The organism is Planotetraspora thailandica (assembly GCF_016863335.1).
GTDB classification, from domain to species: domain Bacteria; phylum Actinomycetota; class Actinomycetes; order Streptosporangiales; family Streptosporangiaceae; genus Planotetraspora; species Planotetraspora thailandica.
Genome location: NZ_BOOR01000005.1, coordinates 1 through 16321, shown reverse-complemented (window position 1 = coordinate 16321; position 16321 = coordinate 1). Strand labels below are relative to the sequence as shown.

Below are 16321 nucleotides of genomic sequence, written 5' to 3'. Positions count from 1 at the left end.
CACAGGCGTACCATCTACCGGGGCCGAATCAGGGGGCCCGGTTCTGAGTACGGCGTGCCTCGGTGATGACGCGGAGGCTGAGGAGTGTGTCAGACATGCAGATCGGCATGATCGGTCTCGGCAAGATGGGCGGCAACATGGCCGAGCGGCTTCGCCGCGGCGGCCACGAGGTGATCGGCTACGACCGCGACCCCGAGGTCAGCGACGCCGCGAGCCTCGAGGACCTTGTCGAGCGGCTCCAGGCGCCGCGGGTCGTGTGGGTGATGGTTCCCGCAGGGGAGCCCACGCGTGCCACGATCACCGCCCTCGGGGAGGTGCTCTCCCCCGGTGACCTGGTCATCGACGGCGGCAACTCCCACTACAAGGACGACCAGAAGCACGCCGCCGAGCTCGCCGAGAAGGGCGTCGGCTTCGTCGACGTCGGCGTGAGCGGCGGCGTCTGGGGGCTGGAGAACGGCTACGCCCTGATGGCCGGAGGTGACGCCGAGAACGTGCAGCGGCTCACCCCGGTCTTCGAAACGCTGCGTCCCCAGGGACCCGACGGGTTCGTCCACGCAGGGTCCATCGGCGCAGGCCACTTCGCGAAGATGGTCCACAACGGCATCGAGTACGGCATGATGCAGGCCTTCGCCGAGGGCTGGGAGCTGCTGGAGGCCAGCGACGTCGTGACCGACGTCCCCGGCGCCTTCGCGAGCTGGCGGCACGGCACCGTCATCCGCTCGTGGCTGCTCGACCTGCTGGTGCGGGCTCTGGAGCAGGACCCCGACCTGTCGGAGCTCAAGGGCTATGCGGAGGACTCGGGCGAGGGTCGGTGGACCGTGCAGGCGGCCGTCGACCACGCGGTGCCGCTGCCGGCGATCACCGCCGCCCTCTACGCGCGTTTCACCTCCCGCCAGGCCGACTCCCCCTCGATGAAGATGATCGCCGCGCTGCGCAACCAGTTCGGCGGGCACGCGGTGACCTCGGCGGAGGGCCAGAGCTGATTTCCGGGCGGTTGCCCGAAAGCGCCTGCCGTACGACGTGAAGCCCGGGGCGTTAGTAGCCTTGCGGCGTGCATGTGGCCCGCCTCTCCCTCACCGACTTCCGGTCGTATCCCTCGGTCGAGCTCGAACTCGAGCCGGGGACGACGGCCTTCGTCGGGCCCAACGGGCAGGGGAAGACCAATCTGGTCGAGGCTGTGGGCTATCTCGCGACGCATTCCAGCCACCGGGTCGCGACCGACGCCCCCCTCGTACGGCAGGGCGCCCAGCGCGCGATCATCAGGTCGGTGGTCGTCAAGGACGACCGCCGGGCGCTGATCGAGCTGGAGATCAACCCGGGGCGGTCCAACCGCGCCCGGGTCAACAGGTCCCCCGTCTCCCGGCCACGTGACGCGCTGGGGATCCTGCGCACGGTGCTGTTCGCGCCGGAGGACCTGGCGTTGTCCAAAGGCGATCCCTCCGAGCGCCGCCGGTTCCTCGACGACCTGCTGGTCGCCCGGGCTCCGAGATTCGCCGGAGTGCGGGCCGACTACGACAGGGTCCTGAAGCAGCGCAACGCCCTGTTGCGTACGGCCGCCGCGACCAGGTCGGGGCGGCGGGGCGGCTCCCGGAGGCGGGACGACGACGCGGCCTTCGGCGCCGCGGGCGCCGGCGACGTGATGAGCACCCTGGAGGTCTGGGACGCCCATCTCGTACGGCACGGCGCCGAACTTCTGGCGGCCAGGCTGGACCTGGTCGAGGCGATGCGGCCGCTGGTGGCGAAGGCGTACGCCACCCTGGCGCCGAACTCCGCGCCCGCCGGCCTGCGGTACCGCAGTTCCGCCGACGAGGACGGCGGGGAACCCGGGGGCACGTTGTCCACAGATATCGACATCCTGGGGACAAATCGCGAAGCGTTGGCCGAACGCCTGCGCGCCGGCATGGCCGACGTGCGGCAGGCCGAGATCGACCGCGGTGTCACCCTCGTCGGCCCGCACCGCGACGACCTGCTCCTGACGATCGGGGATCTGCCCGCCCGCGGCTACGCCAGCCACGGCGAGTCGTGGTCGTTCGCGCTGGCGCTGCGGCTGGCGGCCTATGAGCTGCTCAGATCCGACGGCGGCGATCCGGTGCTCATCCTCGACGACGTCTTCGCCGAGCTGGACGACCAGCGGCGCAGGCGGCTGACCGACATCGTCGCCACCGCCGAGCAGGTCCTCATCACCGCGGCCGTCCCCGACGACGTGCCCGCCCAGCTCGCCGGAGCCCGCTTCACCGTGTCCGAAGGGAGCGTGTCGCGTGTCCGCTGAATCCACAGGTGGGGAGCAGTCGCCGGGGGGAGCCGCGGCGAAGGGCGCCGCGCTCGCCCGGGAGAAGCTGGCGCAGGCGAAGGCCGACGCCGCCAAACGCGGCCAGCTCCCCCGGTCGGAGCCGCGGAGGAGGGGCGGCGGTCCGAAAAGGGACGCCGGAGATCCCCAGCCGTTCGGCCGGGCGATCCGCGACCTGCTCGCCGACCGCGGGTGGGAGCAGCCTGCGGCGATCGGCGGCGTCTTCGGCCGGTGGCGCGAGATCGTCGGCCCCGAACTGGCCGGTCACACCGTTCCCGAGACCTTCGCCGACGGTGAGGTGATCGTCGCCGCTGACTCGACCGCCTGGGCGACGCAGGTGCGTCTCCTGGCGTCTACGCTGGTCAGAAGGCTGAATGAGGAATTGGGCGACGGCACGGTGCAGCGGGTGAAGGTGCACGGGCCCAACAGGGCGCCGCGTCCCGCGGGGGGCCTCCGGGTGCACGGGAGCCAGGGCCCTGGGGACAACTACGGGTGACCCGTATCGATGGTCACCGTGCGAAACCGTGCGGAGCCGGAGAAAGCCCGAACCGGCCCAAAATCGCGTCTGCGGCGCTGACCCCCCACCCGAGTGGGGGAGGTTCAGAACCATGATCATCGCGCGACAGGGCATCACAGCCCCCGTCAATGCCTCCTGAGGTCCCCGAGGCGGGTAGAATGAAAGCGGACTTAAGACACGTCCGGTTTGCGGCACCCCCGGTCCTGTGGACCGACGCCCCCGGGGTGAGCGCATCGGGGAGTTCACGACGGTGATGGGCACGGCAGGGGCGCCAAGCAGGCCCCAGGGTCGCGTGTCCACGGCAGGAGGATTTCGCACTTGTCCTACGACGCAAGCTCAATCACCGTTCTTGAAGGTCTGGAGGCCGTCCGCAAGCGCCCGGGAATGTACATCGGGTCCACGGGTGAGCGGGGTCTCCATCATCTGGTCTACGAAATCGTGGACAACTCGGTCGACGAGGCGCTGGCCGGATACTGCGACAGGATCGAGGTCACGCTGCTCGCCGACAACGGCGTCCGGGTCGTGGACAACGGCCGCGGAATCCCCGTCGGTGAGCATCCTGTGGAAAAGCGCCCGGCAGTCGAACTGGTCATGACGACGCTGCACGCCGGCGGCAAGTTCGACGGCAAGTCGTACGCCGTCTCCGGCGGCCTCCACGGCGTCGGCGCGGCCGTGGTCAACGCGCTGTCCACCCGGCTCGAGGTCGAGATCAAGCGGGACGGCTACCACTGGCGGCAGTCCTACGACCACTCCAAGCCGACCGGCCCGCTGACCAGAGGCGAGCCGACCGACGAGACCGGCACCACGACCACGTTCTGGGCGGACGACGCCATCTTCGAGACGACGGTCTGGAACTTCGAGACGCTGACGCGCCGGTTCCAGGAGATGGCCTTCCTCAACAAGGGCCTCGCGATGATCATCCGCGACGAGCGGCCCGATCACATCAACGGCGAGCCCGTCGAGGTCACGTACCACTACGAGGGCGGCCTGGCCGACTTCGTCTCCCACCTCAACTCCAAGAAGGAGCCGATCCACAGCTCCGTCATCGATTTCGAGGAGCACGGCGACGGCATCTCGGTCGAGATCGCGATGCAGTGGAACGCCGCCTACAGCGAGTCGATCTACACGTTCGCCAACACGATCAACACGGCCGAGGGCGGCACCCACGAGGAGGGTTTCCGCGCGGCGCTGACGACCATCGTCAACCGCTACGCGCGCGAGCAGAAGTTCCTCAAGGACGGCAAGGACGACAACCTGAGCGGCGACGACGTGCGCGAGGGCCTGGCCGCGATCATCTCGGTGAAGCTGGCGGACCCCCAGTTCGAGGGGCAGACCAAGACCAAGCTCGGCAACACCGAGGCGAAGTCGTTCGTGCAGAAGGCGTGCAACGACCACCTGCGCGACTGGTTCGAGCGCAACCCCGGTGAGGCCAAGGACATCATCACCAAGTCGCTCCAGGCCTCCCGCGCCCGCATCGCGGCCCGCCAGGCCCGCGACCTCACCCGCCGCAAGTCGCTGCTGGAGAGCGGCAGCGGACTGCCGGGCAAGCTGGCCGACTGCCAGTGGTCGGAGCCCGAGAAGTGCGAGCTGTACATCGTCGAGGGCGACTCGGCCGGCGGCTCCGCCAAGGGCGGTCGCGACCCCAAGTTCCAGGCCATCCTGCCCATCCGCGGCAAGATCCTGAACGTGGAGAAGGCGCGGATCGACAAGGTCCTCAAGAACACCGAGGTCCAGGCGCTGATCACGGCTCTCGGCACCGGCGTGCACGACGAGTTCGACATCGAGAAGCTGCGCTACCACAAGCTGATCCTGATGGCGGACGCCGACGTCGACGGCCAGCACATCACCACGCTGCTGCTGACGCTGCTGTTCCGGTTCATGCGGCCGCTCATCGAGGCCGGCCACGTGTACCTCTCCCAGCCGCCGCTCTACAAGATCAAGTGGGACCGCAAGGGCGAGGACGCCTCCTACGCGTATTCCGACAGGGAGCGCGACGCGATCATCGAGGACGGCATCGGCCGCGGCAAGCGCGACCCGCGCCAGCACGACGGTGTGCAGCGCTTCAAGGGTCTCGGCGAGATGAACGCCGCCCAGCTGTGGGACACCACGATGAACCCGGACACCCGCGTGCTTCTGCAGGTGACGCTCGACGACGCCGCGCAGGCCGACGAGCTGTTCAGCGTCCTGATGGGTGAGGACGTCGAGGCCCGCAGGAACTTCATCATTCGCAATGCCCGTGACGTTCGTTTCCTCGACGTCTAGCAAAAGGACTTTTCCGTGACGGAAGTGAACACGCCGCCTGGGCCGCCTGCCGATCGCGTCGAACCGGTCGACATCCAGTCCGAGATGCAGCGCAGCTACATGGACTACGCGATGTCCGTCATCGTGTCCCGTGCGCTGCCCGACGTCCGTGATGGCCTCAAGCCCGTCCACCGGCGCGTGCTGTACGCGATGTTCGACGGCGGATACCGCCCCGACCGCGGGTACTTCAAGTGCTCGCGCGTCGTCGGCGACGTCATGGGCTCCTACCACCCGCACGGCGACGCGTCGATCTACGACACCGTCGTACGGCTCGCGCAGCCGTGGTCGCTGCGCTATCCCCTGGTCGACGGTCAGGGCAACTTCGGCTCGCCGGGCAACGACCCGGCCGCCGCGATGCGGTACACCGAGTGCCGTCTCGCGCCGATCGCCATGGAGATGCTCAGGGACATCGACAAGGACACCGTCGACTTCCAGCCCAACTACGACGGCCGCTCCCAGGAGCCCGTCGTCCTGCCGTCGCGGTTCCCCAACCTGCTGGTCAACGGGTCCGCCGGCATCGCGGTCGGCATGGCGACCAACATTCCGCCGCACAACCTGCGCGAGGTCGGCGAGGCCGTCAAGTGGGCGCTGGAGCACCACGAGGCGACCGACGAGGAGCTGCTCGAGGGGCTCATCGCCCGGGTGAAGGGCCCCGACTTCCCGACCGGCGCCCTCATCGTCGGCCGTCGCGGGATCGACGACGCCTACCGCACCGGCCGCGGCTCGATCACGATGCGGGCCATCGTCGAGGTGGAAGAGGACGCCAAGGGCCGGCAGTGCCTGGTCGTGACGGCCCTGCCGTACCAGGTGAACCCGGACAACCTCGCGCTGACCATCGCCGAGCTGGTGAAGGACGGCAAGATCACCGGCATCGCGGACGTGCGGGACGAGACGTCCTCGCGTACCGGACAGCGGCTGGTGATCGTGCTGAAGCGCGACGCCGTCGCCAAGGTCGTGCTGAACAACCTGTACAAGCACACCCAGCTGCAGACCACGTTCGGCGCCAACATGATCGCGCTGGTCGACGGGGTGCCGCGCACGCTGCGGCTCGACCAGTTCGTCAAGTACTACGTCGAGCACCAGATCGAGGTCGTCGTCCGGCGTACCCGGTTCCTGCTCCGCAAGGCCGAGGAGCGGGCCCACATCCTGCGTGGTCTCCTCAAGGCGCTCGACCGCATGGACGACGTCATCGCGCTGATCAGGCGGTCGCCTTCGGCGGCCGAGGCGCAGGGCGGCCTGATGGAGCTCCTGGAGATCGACCAGGTGCAGGCCCAGGCCATCCTGGACATGCAGCTGCGCAAGCTGGCCGCCCTGGAGCGTCAGCAGATCCAGGACGAGTACGACGGCCTGATGACGCAGATCGCCGACTACCAGGACATCCTCGCCTCCGAGGCCCGGCAGCGGCAGATCGTCTCCGATGAGCTCACCGAGATCGTCACCCGGTACGGCGACGAGCGGAAGACGGAGATCATCGCCTACGAGGGCGACATGTCCATCGAGGACCTGATCGCCGAAGAGGACATGGTCGTCACGATCACACGCGGCGGCTACGCCAAGCGGACGAACACGGACCTGTACCGGGCGCAGAAGCGCGGAGGCAAGGGAGTGCGCGGGGCCCAGCTCCGCCAGGACGACATCGTCGAGCACTTCTTCGTCACCACGACCCATCACTGGCTGCTGGCCTTCACCAACAAGGGACGGGTCTACCGGGTCAAGGCGTACGAACTTCCGGACTCGGGACGCGACGCGCGGGGACAGCACCTGGCGAACCTGCTCGCCATGCAGCCCGACGAGCACGTCGCCGAGATCCTCGACCTGCGGGATTACGACGTTGCGCCGTACCTGGTGCTGGCCACCCGAAGCGGTCTGGTCAAGAAGACGCGTCTCTCTGAGTACGATTCACCCCGTTCCGGTGGACTTATCGCTATAAATTTGCGCGAAGATGACGAAGTGATCGCCGCGCGACTCGTGTCGGAAGAGGACGATCTGCTGCTCGTCTCCAAGAACGCGCAGTCGATCCGCTTCACCGCTTCCGATGAGGCACTCCGCCCGATGGGCCGGGCCACCAGTGGTGTGATCGGCATGCGCTTCATCGACGGGGACGAACTCCTCGCGATGAACGTGATCAGCCACGGCGACGACGTGCTGATCGCCACTGAGGGCGGGTATGCGAAGCGCACTCCCGCCGACCAGTACCCCGTTCAAGGGCGGGGCGGCAAGGGGGTGCTGACCGCGAAGATCGTCAGTACCCGTGGCAAGCTGGTTGGAGCCGTCATGGTGAGGCCTGAGGACGAGGTCTTCGCCATCACATCGGCCGGTGGAGTGATCCGGACCAGTGCCGGCGAGATCAAGCAGTCTGGCCGCCAGACCATGGGGGTGCGCCTGATGAACCTCGCTGGAGGGGACAGCGTCGTGGCCCTCGCCCGCAATGCCGAAGCCATGGATCACTCCGATGACATCGAATCGGAGTCCGTTGAGTCGGCGGAGCCCGAGCCAGCAGAGCTCGAGTCAGTGGAGACTCAAGAAAACGGGGCAGGAGACGATGCATGAGTGAGACCGGCGATGCACGGGGGCCTGGGGCGCCCAGAAAGAAATCACCAGGCGCCCGTCCGGCGTCCTCCTCGATGAGGGACGGGGTTACCGCACGGGTGGACAAAAGCGATAGCGTCGCCGGGGTGGCGCCCGAGAAAGAAAAAGTGACACCGGTCGACTCGGTGGTGTCCGAGTCCGACAATGCGACCGTCCGCATCCGCACCTCTGGGTCGGACCAGCCGTGGAAACCGCAGACCGCCAAGGATGCGGAGAAGCCGGCGGACGGCAAGACACCGCCGTTCGGAAATCCCGGATCTTCCTCCGGCGGCACGAGCCCGTCCGGCAAGGATCCGATCAAGGCGGAGCCGTCCGTGTCCGGTGCGGGGAAGCCGGGGACCGGTAAGCCGGGTGCTTCCTCCACGGGCAAGGCGGCCTCCGTTTCGGGCGGCGCGGGTAAGCCGGCCGCCGGTTCAGGCGGTCCCGGCAAGCCGGCCGGTTCGGGCGGTGTGGGCGGTGCGGGCAGGCCCGCCGGTTCGGGCGAGCCGACAGCGACGTTCCCGCGTGCGGCCGCCACGGGAGACGCATCCAGCTCCAGCTCTGGCGCGGGCAGGACCCCCGGCTCGGCATCGGGGCCAGGGGCCGCGCCGTCCGGCTCGTTCGGAGCAGGATCCGCCGGCCGTGGTCCCGTATCCGGGAGTTCTGTCTCCGGGGGCTCGGTTTCCGGTTCCGCAGCCGCGTCGCCGATCAGGCTCGGAGGAGACGACACCGGTTACGCCGCTTCGGGTAACAGGTTCGACAGCCTGACCGGCGCTCCCAAGGGCAAGGGCAAGAAGGGCGACGGCAAGGGTCCTCGACGGGCACATCTGGTGCTGCGCCGGGTGGAGCCCTGGTCGGCCATGAAGTTCAGCTTCGTGGTGTCCCTGGTCTGCTTCGTGGTGCTTTTCGTCGCGGTGGCGATTCTGTACTTCGTGTTGTCGAGCATCGGGGTGTTCAGCTCGATCACCTCGGCGGTGAGCTCGCTCACCAGCGGCGACACCCAGACGGCCAGCACTCTGGACATCAGCGGCTGGTTCGACCCTGCACGCATCCTGGGCTTCACCGGCCTGCTGGGCGCGGTCAACGTGGTCCTCATCACCGCCCTGTCCACGCTCGGCGCGGTGATCTACAACGTGGCGGCCGACCTTGTGGGTGGCGTCGAGGTCACCTTCAGCGAGGCCGAATAGTCTTCTCACCACCCTGTACGGCCTTGCTCGGGTGGGCGCCGGCCGTACAGGGTTGGTTCGGGGAGGCCGCGGACGGCGCGGGCAGGCGCGCGGACGCGGTAAGCTTTTCCTCGTTCAAGCAACGGATTCGCCACCCGAAACGGGATGCGGTAACGTTCCTTGCGCGACGCGGGGCTATAGCTCAGACGGTTAGAGCGCTTCCCTGATAAGGAAGAGGTCCCAGGTTCAAGTCCTGGTAGCCCCACTTGTGAAGACGCCCCGTAGCAATCATGCTCCGGGGCTGTTTTGTTGCAACAAGCTCGTTCGGGCGAATGCGAGAGATGCCCTGGTCCGCCCGGCCGAACCCGTGGTGCCCACCGCCCTGGCCGCGTCATAGTCACAACAACCACACTCGCCGACCCCACAGGATGAGTCGCGATTTACACCCTTACCGACGACGTCACTTGATCCGTAGACGCGGGTGCGCGCTCGAGTGAGCGAAGACCGCTAAATCGGTACAAAAGTGTAAACCAACAGCTAGGATGACGTCTTGCCAAGAGGCCTAACATCAGCATTGGAGCAACATGGTTAAGTTGCGGGCCGGCTGGCTCGAGGGGCGCCTGACCAGCGCCTCCCGGGCGATGACCACGGCTACGCCACTCGGCCGAGCAAACCTCGCATCCTGCGTCCAGGCGTGCGCCGTACACAGCGGCAAACTGTCTCGGAACCCGGACCAGAAGCGTATTCGCTTGGACGAGGCGATCGCCGAGCTCATCAGCACCTATACGCGGGTCTTGGCCGACCCTGAGAAGGCCACGGTAATCGCCTCGGCGAAGACCACTTGGCACAAGGAACTCCCTGAGATCCTTGAGGCTCTGTTGCAGGTTGGATCAAAGGCGGTCGACGTCGGGGCGCCCGAGGAAATGCGCCTTGCACTCACGATCACCGACACGGTGTTGTCCGTGCGAGACAGCTCGCGAGCCGCGTGGCGGTTACGTGCCCAGGTCTTGGAGGCCACGGGACAGGACGCCGAGGCGATTGAGGCGCATGAGCGCTACGCCGCCCTGGTCAAGGACGACGGTCTGGGTACCGCTGCTCGCATCGTGGGTCTCAAGCAGAGCCACGAGCGCCTCATCGAGAGCATTCGCCTGCTCCAGGAAGAAAGCCCTGCCGCACAGTCTTTCGCCGGAATCCCCGGCATCGAGCTCTGGGCGGAAGGCGGCGATCTCGCCGACCATGGCCAGTGGGAACAGGCCGAACCACGTTTGGTAGCGGCGTTGGCCGCCATGGTGGAAGAGGGCTGGTCCAGCACCGAGATCCGGTCGGCGCTTGCGGACTTCATCGATCTCCTGCTAGAGGAGAACACCGGGCAACTGGCCGCGTCCACCCGGCTGTTCGAACTCTACGCCGACCACGTCCGTCTGAAGGTGCGGGAACCGGTGCTCGATCCCCTGTTGGGGGGGACCGAGCCGATCGGGGTGAGCGACTTCCGCAACTTGGTCGCGGGTAAGACGATCTGCCTGGTGGCGAACTCGCAGGGCGCCGGGAACAGCACGATGGGGTCTGAAATCGACTCCTATGACCTCGTGGTCAGGTTCAACTCCTACCAGATCAACCCGTCTGCCACCGGGAAGCGTACCGACATCCACGCGACGATCCACAAGCACGGGTTCAACTGGGCAGAGAAGGTCGAGACCCGGCTCGTCTTCGGTGGCAACAACGGCCTGTGGCAGCAGTCGATGCGGCGTCGACTGGTCCCTGGTGCGCAGCGCTACGTGAACGACCGGACGCTGCGCTGGCCGGTACGGGACCTTGGGATGATGGGCGAGGACGTGTGGCCGTCCATCCCGACCACCGGCTTCAACATGCTGTACCTGTTGGACTTCCTGGACGTCAACCCGAAGATCGATCTGATCGGGTTCGACTTCTACGACAGCGGCGCCTACCGGCTGCCCGCCGCGATGAAACTGCCGATCACTCCGGTGCACGGCTACAGCAAGGAAAAGGAATGGGTCCTGGCTCGTGCCCAGGCGGTTACCGATATTAGGATCTCCCTGCGATGACTTCCCCCAGGCATGCCACGCCTTCTAACCTGACGGGCAAACGCCGGATCGCCTTCGCGTCGTATGTGGACGAGAACTACCTGCCCGGGTTTCTCACTCTCCTGCGTAGCCTCGCCCTGACCAACCCCGGTATCTGTGAGGACTTCGTCGTTCTCTACGACGACCTTCTCCCCGCCTCCGTCACGGCCATCAGGCGACTGCACCCGCGCATCAAGTTGCGCCAGGTGAACGCCTCGCACTACGACGAGTTCGTCAAGGGCAACCCGGACAACTATCTCGTCCGCAAGGCCTACTTCATTCTGGATGTCTTCCGCATCCGCGACTACGACACGATCATCACCCTGGACACCGACATGGTCGTCCTGGGCGACCTCAGCGAGCTGCTCCAGATGCGCAGGGGTCTCGGCGCGGTCCCCCAGTTCTTCCAGGGGCAGGACAAGCTGAACAGCGGCCTGCTCGTGATCCAGAAGGAATACCTGAGCGACGAGTTCTGCGCCCAGATCGACGCCACGGGTCGGTCCGGCGAGTACGAACTGGACAAGCACGACCAGGGCATCCTCAACGCGTTGCTGCAGGGAAGCTTCATCAGCCTCGACTCGCGATACAACTACGTCAAGCGGCGCCTGGCCGGCGACCTTCCGGTGCCTGACGACGTGGCCATCCTGCATTTCACCGGTCGGCACAAGCCGTGGAATGGCGGGGAGTTGGGCTACTCCCAGGCAGAGGCGGCCTGGCGGGCGTACGACCTCAGCGACGCCGACTTCGCGACCAAGTTCCTCGCCCAGTCCGGGCCGAAGCATCCTGAGCTCCTGATGCATTTCGGACGGCGAATGATCAAACACGGCGGCGAACTGCGTGCCGCCCAGCAGGTGGCCTCCGCGTACATGGATAAGGGCGGCTATCACGAGGCCGTCGACATCCTCTCCCGTAGCGTGATTCCGGCCAAGGAGACCGGCGCCCACGCGCTGCTGGGCTCCGCGCTGATGTCCGTCTCCCGCTACGACGAGGCTGAGGCGCACCTCCTGCTGGCGTCCGCCGATGCCGCCAACTCCGCCAAGGTCTTCAGCCAGGTCTCTCAGATCGCCTGGATCCGGAACGACGACGCCAAGGCCAACCGGTACGCCCTGCAGGGACTCACGACCAACCCGACTGACCGCATGAGCCGGATCATGTACAAGCGGACTGTCGAGGGCGGCGCCGGAGATACGGGCATCCCGTCCGAGCAACTGGCCCACGTCGCGTTCTACATGGACGGGCAGGGAAACGCCGGCGACAAGGTGCTGCCGGAATCGGTGCGTATGTGCTTCGGCCCGGACACTGGGCCGCGGCGGTGGCACTCGGTTCACGTGCACCGGCTGGTCGACGAGAAGGCTCTCGAGCAGATCAACTCCAGGCGCGGGTTGGTCATCGGCGGCGGCGGCCTGTTCATCCCGGACACATCACCTAACGGCAACAGTGCCTGGCAGTGGAACGTCCCCGACGACATGCTCAAGCGGATCAACGTGCCGATCGCGGTGTTCGCGGTCGGATACAACGCCTTCGACGGGCAGTCGTACACCCGGAGCCGTTTCACCGAGAGCCTGCGGTTGCTGGTCTCTAGGTCGGCGTTCTTCGGACTGCGCAACCACGGCTCGGTGGAGAAGGTACGCGCGCTTCTTCCCGCAGAACTCCGCGACAAGGTGCTCTTCCAGCCGTGTCCGACCACAGTCGCCCGGCAGCTGACCCCCGGTTGGCAAGACCCGGTCCGGCGCGACGAAACCGTGCTGATCAACTGTGCCTACGACCGCGCCGGCCTGCGGTTCGGACATGACTACGGCCACTTCCTGAAGGAGATGGCCACTGCGATCCGGGCCATCGGCAAGCACACCGATGTGCGGTACGCCGCTCACGCGGTGACCGATGAGAAGTTCGTCTTCGACCTCCGGCGTGAGTACGGCATCTCGCTCCAGGTGGAGCCGATGTACGACTACTCCAATGAGCAGATCCGGGCGTCCTACGCGCGCACGAAGCTGGTCATCGGCATGCGGGGTCACGCCGGAATGATTCCCTTCGGCTGCGGTACACCGATCATCAGCTTGATCTCCCACCCGAAGATGGCCTATTTCCTGTCTGACATCGGGCGCCCCGAATGGGGAGTGTCGGTGCACGACGTCAATCTGGGTGCCGTGCTCTCCGAGCGGGCGCTCGGGATCCTCGGCAACCACGCCGCCACCGTGGCCGACGTGCACCAGAGGCAGCAGGACCTGTGGGCTGTCACCCGCCAAAACGCCGCGATTTTGAGCGGGACCTTTTAGGCGGATCCACGACGCCGGCCGGATTCCTTGGCAGACGACTGCGAGGGGTCCGGCCGGAAGGTGAACGTCTCTCGCACGATCACGATGAGGTCGAGGCCTCTCACCATCCTGGATATCCCGTGTTGAGTCGCTGAGTGTCCCAAGCCGGACAACTTCTCGACCCGATAACGTCTTCAGGTTTTTGCCCGCAATTTAGTTGATGGCCATAGGTTCGCAAGATGTCTGGGAAAGTTTGCGCGCGCCCTGCGCGCCGTGTTGGGGGCAGCCGGTGATGCGCATGACGGAAGCCGGCGTGACTTCTGAGCCGACGGACCGTTCCGGTGCCGCTCTCATCTCATATGTCCTGCCCGTCTACAACGAGCAGGACGGCATTCGGCGCTTCAATGACGAGCTCGACGCGGCGCTGGCCGAACGGCCGGAGTATTCGTACGAGATCGTGTACGTGAACGACGGCTCGTCGGACGCCACGTTGTCCATCCTCCATGATCTGGCGAAGAACGATCCGCGTATCCGCGTCATCGACTTCTCCCGGAACTTCGGGCACCAGATCGCCATCACCGCCGGCCTGGACGAGGCGACCGGCGATGCGGTGATCATCATGGACACCGATCTGCAGGACCCGCCACGGGTCAGCCTCCAGCTGATCGACGAGTGGCGCGGGGGTGCGGAGATCGTGCACGCGCGCCGCCGCACCCGCCAGGACACGCTGTTCAAGCGCGCCACCGCGCACGCGTACTACAGGACGATGCGCAACGTCTTCAAGGTGGACATCCCGCTGGACACCGGAGACTTCCGGCTCCTGGACCGCCGCGTCGCGGAGGAGTTGCGCCGTTTCCGCGAGCGCAGCCGTTTCGTCCGAGGCATCGTCGCCACGATGGGCTTCCGCCAGAGCGAGGTGGCCTTCGACCGTGACGAGCGGTTCGCGGGCGATACCAAGTATCCGCTGCGCAAGATGGCGAAGCTGGCCATCGACGGAGTCACCGGCTTCTCCACCGTGCCCCTCCGGCTGATAACACGGCTCGGCTTCATCGTTCTGATGCTGTCCTTCGTCGGCATCGCGTACGCCGTGGGCATGCGAATCTTCCTGCCGGACGTCACGGTATCCGGCTGGACGATGTTGATGGTGGCCATGCTTTTTCTTGGCGGCACGCAGATGCTGTCCATAGGGGTGCTCGGCAGCTACATCGGACGTACGTACACCGAAGCCCAGGCACGGCCCCTCTACATCGTTCGGCAGGTCATCCACTATGACGGCGACTGACGCACCGGCCAAGGGCCAGGATCTGCGGCAGCTCATCCGCTATGCGCTCGTCGGAGGCAGTGGGGTCGCTCTCGATCTCGGCGTCTTCCTGCTGCTTTACAACGTGCTCGGATGGAACGAGCAGCTCGCCAATGCCATCAGCACCAGCCTGGGGATCACGAACAACTTCATCCTCAATGCGCTGTTCACCTTCGACAAGCGTGACCGACTGCTGATCCGCTTCGTGCGGTTCTACATCGTCGGGCTGACCGGCATCGCTCTGACCTACGTTCTCTTCCGTGTCTTCTCCGACGGGCTCGGTGCCGATCCGAACCTCGTCAAAGCAGGGTCGCTGCCGTTGGTATTAGCGGTCCAGTTCCTGCTTAACAGAAAGTGGAGTTTCGCATGAATCTCGGCATCATCGGTGCGGGCGCAACCGGTCTGACGGCCGCCTATGACGCGGTCAAGGCCGGCCATTCCGTCACGGTCCTGGAGGCCGCGGACGAGCTGGGCGGGCTCGCGGCGTCGATCAAAGTCGGCGGCACACCACTGGAACGGTACTACCATCACATCTTCCGTTCGGACCGGGACATCATCGCCCTGATCGAGGAGCTGGGGCTCGGCGGCGACCTGCAGTTCCACAAGCCGACGACCGGCGTCTTCCGTGACGGCAAGCTCCATCCGTTCAGCACGCCGTTGGAGATGCTCCGCTTCCCCACCTTCTCACCGATTGACAGCCTGCGGTTCGGCCTGTCGTCTGCCGTTCTCAAGCTGGTGCGCGACGGCGAACGGTTCAACGACCAGACCGCGCTGTCCTGGATGCGCCGGTGGGCGGGGGCGAACGTGACCAAGTCGATCTGGGAGCCGCTGCTGCGCGGGAAGTTCGGTGAGCGCGCCGATCAGGTGTCGATGGCGTGGCTGTGGGCGCGGGTCTATTGCCGCACTTTCGAGCTCGGCTACATGCGCGGCGGCTTCGACCAGGTCTACGTGGCGCTGCAGGACGCGGTCAGCGCACGCGGCGGAAAGGTCGAGTTCGGCAAGAAGGTCGACACCATCCGCCAGCCCGACGGCGCCGACCAGGTGACGGTGCGGACCATGGACGGCGCCACCTACGACTTCGATCAGCTGATTGTCACGACGCCGCAGCCGGTCTTCGCCAAGGCGGCCGACGTTCCGGCCGACGACGCGGTCTGGCGCAACCAGTACCTGGGTGCCACCTGCTTCGTACTGGAGATGGATCGGAGCTTCATCCCGTACTACTGGCTCAACATCAACGAGCCCGAGTTCCCGTTTCTCGCTGTGGTCGAGCACACCCAGATGGTGGCCCCCTCGGAGTACGGCGACCGCCACGTCGTGTACGTCGGCAACTACGTGCCGCGCGACGACTGGCGGTTCACCACCGACCCGGCCGAGCTCCTGGAGCGGTATGTTCCGTGGCTACAGCGGATCAACCCGGACTTCGACCGCTCCTGGATCAAGGACTGGCAGTTTTCCCGGGCGCCCTTCGCCCAGCCGGTCGTGACGCCCGAATACCGCTCGCTGATCCCGGGCCACCGCACCCACATGAGCCGGGTGACGCTCGCGACGATGGCTCAGATCTATCCGCAGGATCGGGGCCAGAACTACGCCGTCGCTCTGGCTCATCGCGTCACCAAGCTCATCGGCGCGAGCTGAGCGCGCGTCCGCAACCGCTGGGCTTGAGCGTGAGGGGCTGACCAGCAGCGAGCGCGGGGAGTTGGCCGCGTTGCGGCGGGAGAACCGCCGGCTGCGCGAGGACGTCGACATCCTCACTCGGCCCCCGCGCTGTCCGCGATGAGAGTCGCCTCACGTCGGGTGATCGGCTGGCCCACCGCCGATCACCCGCGCACCGAGCTGGCCAAGCAGG

11 protein-coding genes and 1 tRNA gene are annotated in these 16321 nt (G+C 66.5%); all 12 read left to right on the top strand.

Annotation, left to right across the window (positions count from 1 at the left end; translation table 11 throughout):
• Positions 1 to 65: 65 nt before the first annotated feature.
• The 12 genes from gnd (at position 66) to Pth03_RS02810 (ending at position 16110) form a co-directional block, all read left to right on the top strand.
• Complete coding sequence (gene gnd / locus Pth03_RS02865) at positions 66 to 983, top strand: phosphogluconate dehydrogenase (NAD(+)-dependent, decarboxylating) (RefSeq protein ID WP_203942515.1); 918 nt, start codon at positions 66 to 68, stop codon at positions 981 to 983.
• Between the two features lie 68 nt (positions 984 to 1051).
• Positions 1052 to 2269 carry a DNA replication/repair protein RecF gene (recF, locus tag Pth03_RS02860; RefSeq protein WP_203942514.1) on the top strand — a complete coding sequence of 406 codons (1218 nt, stop codon included), beginning with the start codon at positions 1052 to 1054 and terminating at the stop codon, positions 2267 to 2269.
• On the top strand, positions 2259 to 2783 hold the full coding sequence (locus tag Pth03_RS02855) for a DciA family protein (RefSeq protein WP_203942513.1): 525 nt from the start codon (positions 2259 to 2261) through the stop codon (positions 2781 to 2783). Before recF ends, Pth03_RS02855 begins: the two co-directional genes overlap by 11 nt.
• A gap of 339 nt (positions 2784 to 3122) precedes the next feature.
• Positions 3123 to 5066, top strand: a complete 1944-nt coding sequence (gene gyrB / locus Pth03_RS02850; RefSeq protein WP_203942512.1) for a DNA topoisomerase (ATP-hydrolyzing) subunit B — start codon at positions 3123 to 3125, stop codon at positions 5064 to 5066.
• A gap of 15 nt (positions 5067 to 5081) precedes the next feature.
• Positions 5082 to 7655, top strand: a complete 2574-nt coding sequence (gene gyrA, locus Pth03_RS02845) for a DNA gyrase subunit A (RefSeq protein WP_203942511.1) — start codon at positions 5082 to 5084, stop codon at positions 7653 to 7655.
• Between the two features lie 146 nt (positions 7656 to 7801).
• Positions 7802 to 8860: a DUF3566 domain-containing protein gene (locus Pth03_RS41240; RefSeq protein WP_239118714.1), complete on the top strand. Its 1059-nt coding sequence runs from the start codon at positions 7802 to 7804 to the stop codon at positions 8858 to 8860.
• A 170-nt stretch (positions 8861 to 9030) separates the two neighbouring features.
• Positions 9031 to 9104: transfer RNA gene (locus Pth03_RS02835), tRNA-Ile, on the top strand.
• A 484-nt stretch (positions 9105 to 9588) separates the two neighbouring features.
• Positions 9589 to 10902, top strand: coding sequence for a glycosyltransferase family 29 protein (locus Pth03_RS02830; protein WP_203942510.1), 1314 nt, complete (start codon positions 9589 to 9591; stop codon positions 10900 to 10902).
• Positions 10899 to 13196 (top strand): glycosyltransferase, encoded by a 2298-nt coding sequence (locus Pth03_RS02825; protein WP_203942509.1) that lies wholly within the window; start codon positions 10899 to 10901, stop codon positions 13194 to 13196. The genes Pth03_RS02830 and Pth03_RS02825 overlap by 4 nt, the downstream gene beginning before the upstream one ends.
• Positions 13197 to 13488: 292 nt before the next feature.
• On the top strand, positions 13489 to 14457 hold the full coding sequence (locus tag Pth03_RS02820) for a glycosyltransferase family 2 protein (RefSeq protein ID WP_203942508.1): 969 nt from the start codon (positions 13489 to 13491) through the stop codon (positions 14455 to 14457).
• A complete protein-coding gene (locus Pth03_RS02815) occupies positions 14444 to 14845 on the top strand; it encodes a GtrA family protein (protein WP_203942507.1) in 402 nt (133 codons plus the stop codon). The genes Pth03_RS02820 and Pth03_RS02815 overlap by 14 nt, the downstream gene beginning before the upstream one ends.
• Complete coding sequence (locus tag Pth03_RS02810; RefSeq protein ID WP_203942506.1) at positions 14842 to 16110, top strand: NAD(P)/FAD-dependent oxidoreductase; 1269 nt, start codon at positions 14842 to 14844, stop codon at positions 16108 to 16110. Before Pth03_RS02815 ends, Pth03_RS02810 begins: the two co-directional genes overlap by 4 nt.
• The last annotated feature ends 211 nt before the right edge of the window (positions 16111 to 16321 follow it).

What these genes read in the sequence shown, in the direction of transcription:
- Pth03_RS02810 (WP_203942506.1), top strand. Translation starts at nt 14,842, where the DNA reads ATGAATCTCGGCATCATCGGTGCGGGCGCAACCGGTCTGACGGCCGCC.
- Pth03_RS02815 (WP_203942507.1), top strand. Translation starts at nt 14,444, where the DNA reads ATGACGGCGACTGACGCACCGGCCAAGGGCCAGGATCTGCGGCAGCTC.
- gnd (WP_203942515.1), top strand. Translation starts at nt 66, where the DNA reads ATGACGCGGAGGCTGAGGAGTGTGTCAGACATGCAGATCGGCATGATC.
- Pth03_RS02825 (WP_203942509.1), top strand. Translation starts at nt 10,899, where the DNA reads ATGACTTCCCCCAGGCATGCCACGCCTTCTAACCTGACGGGCAAACGC.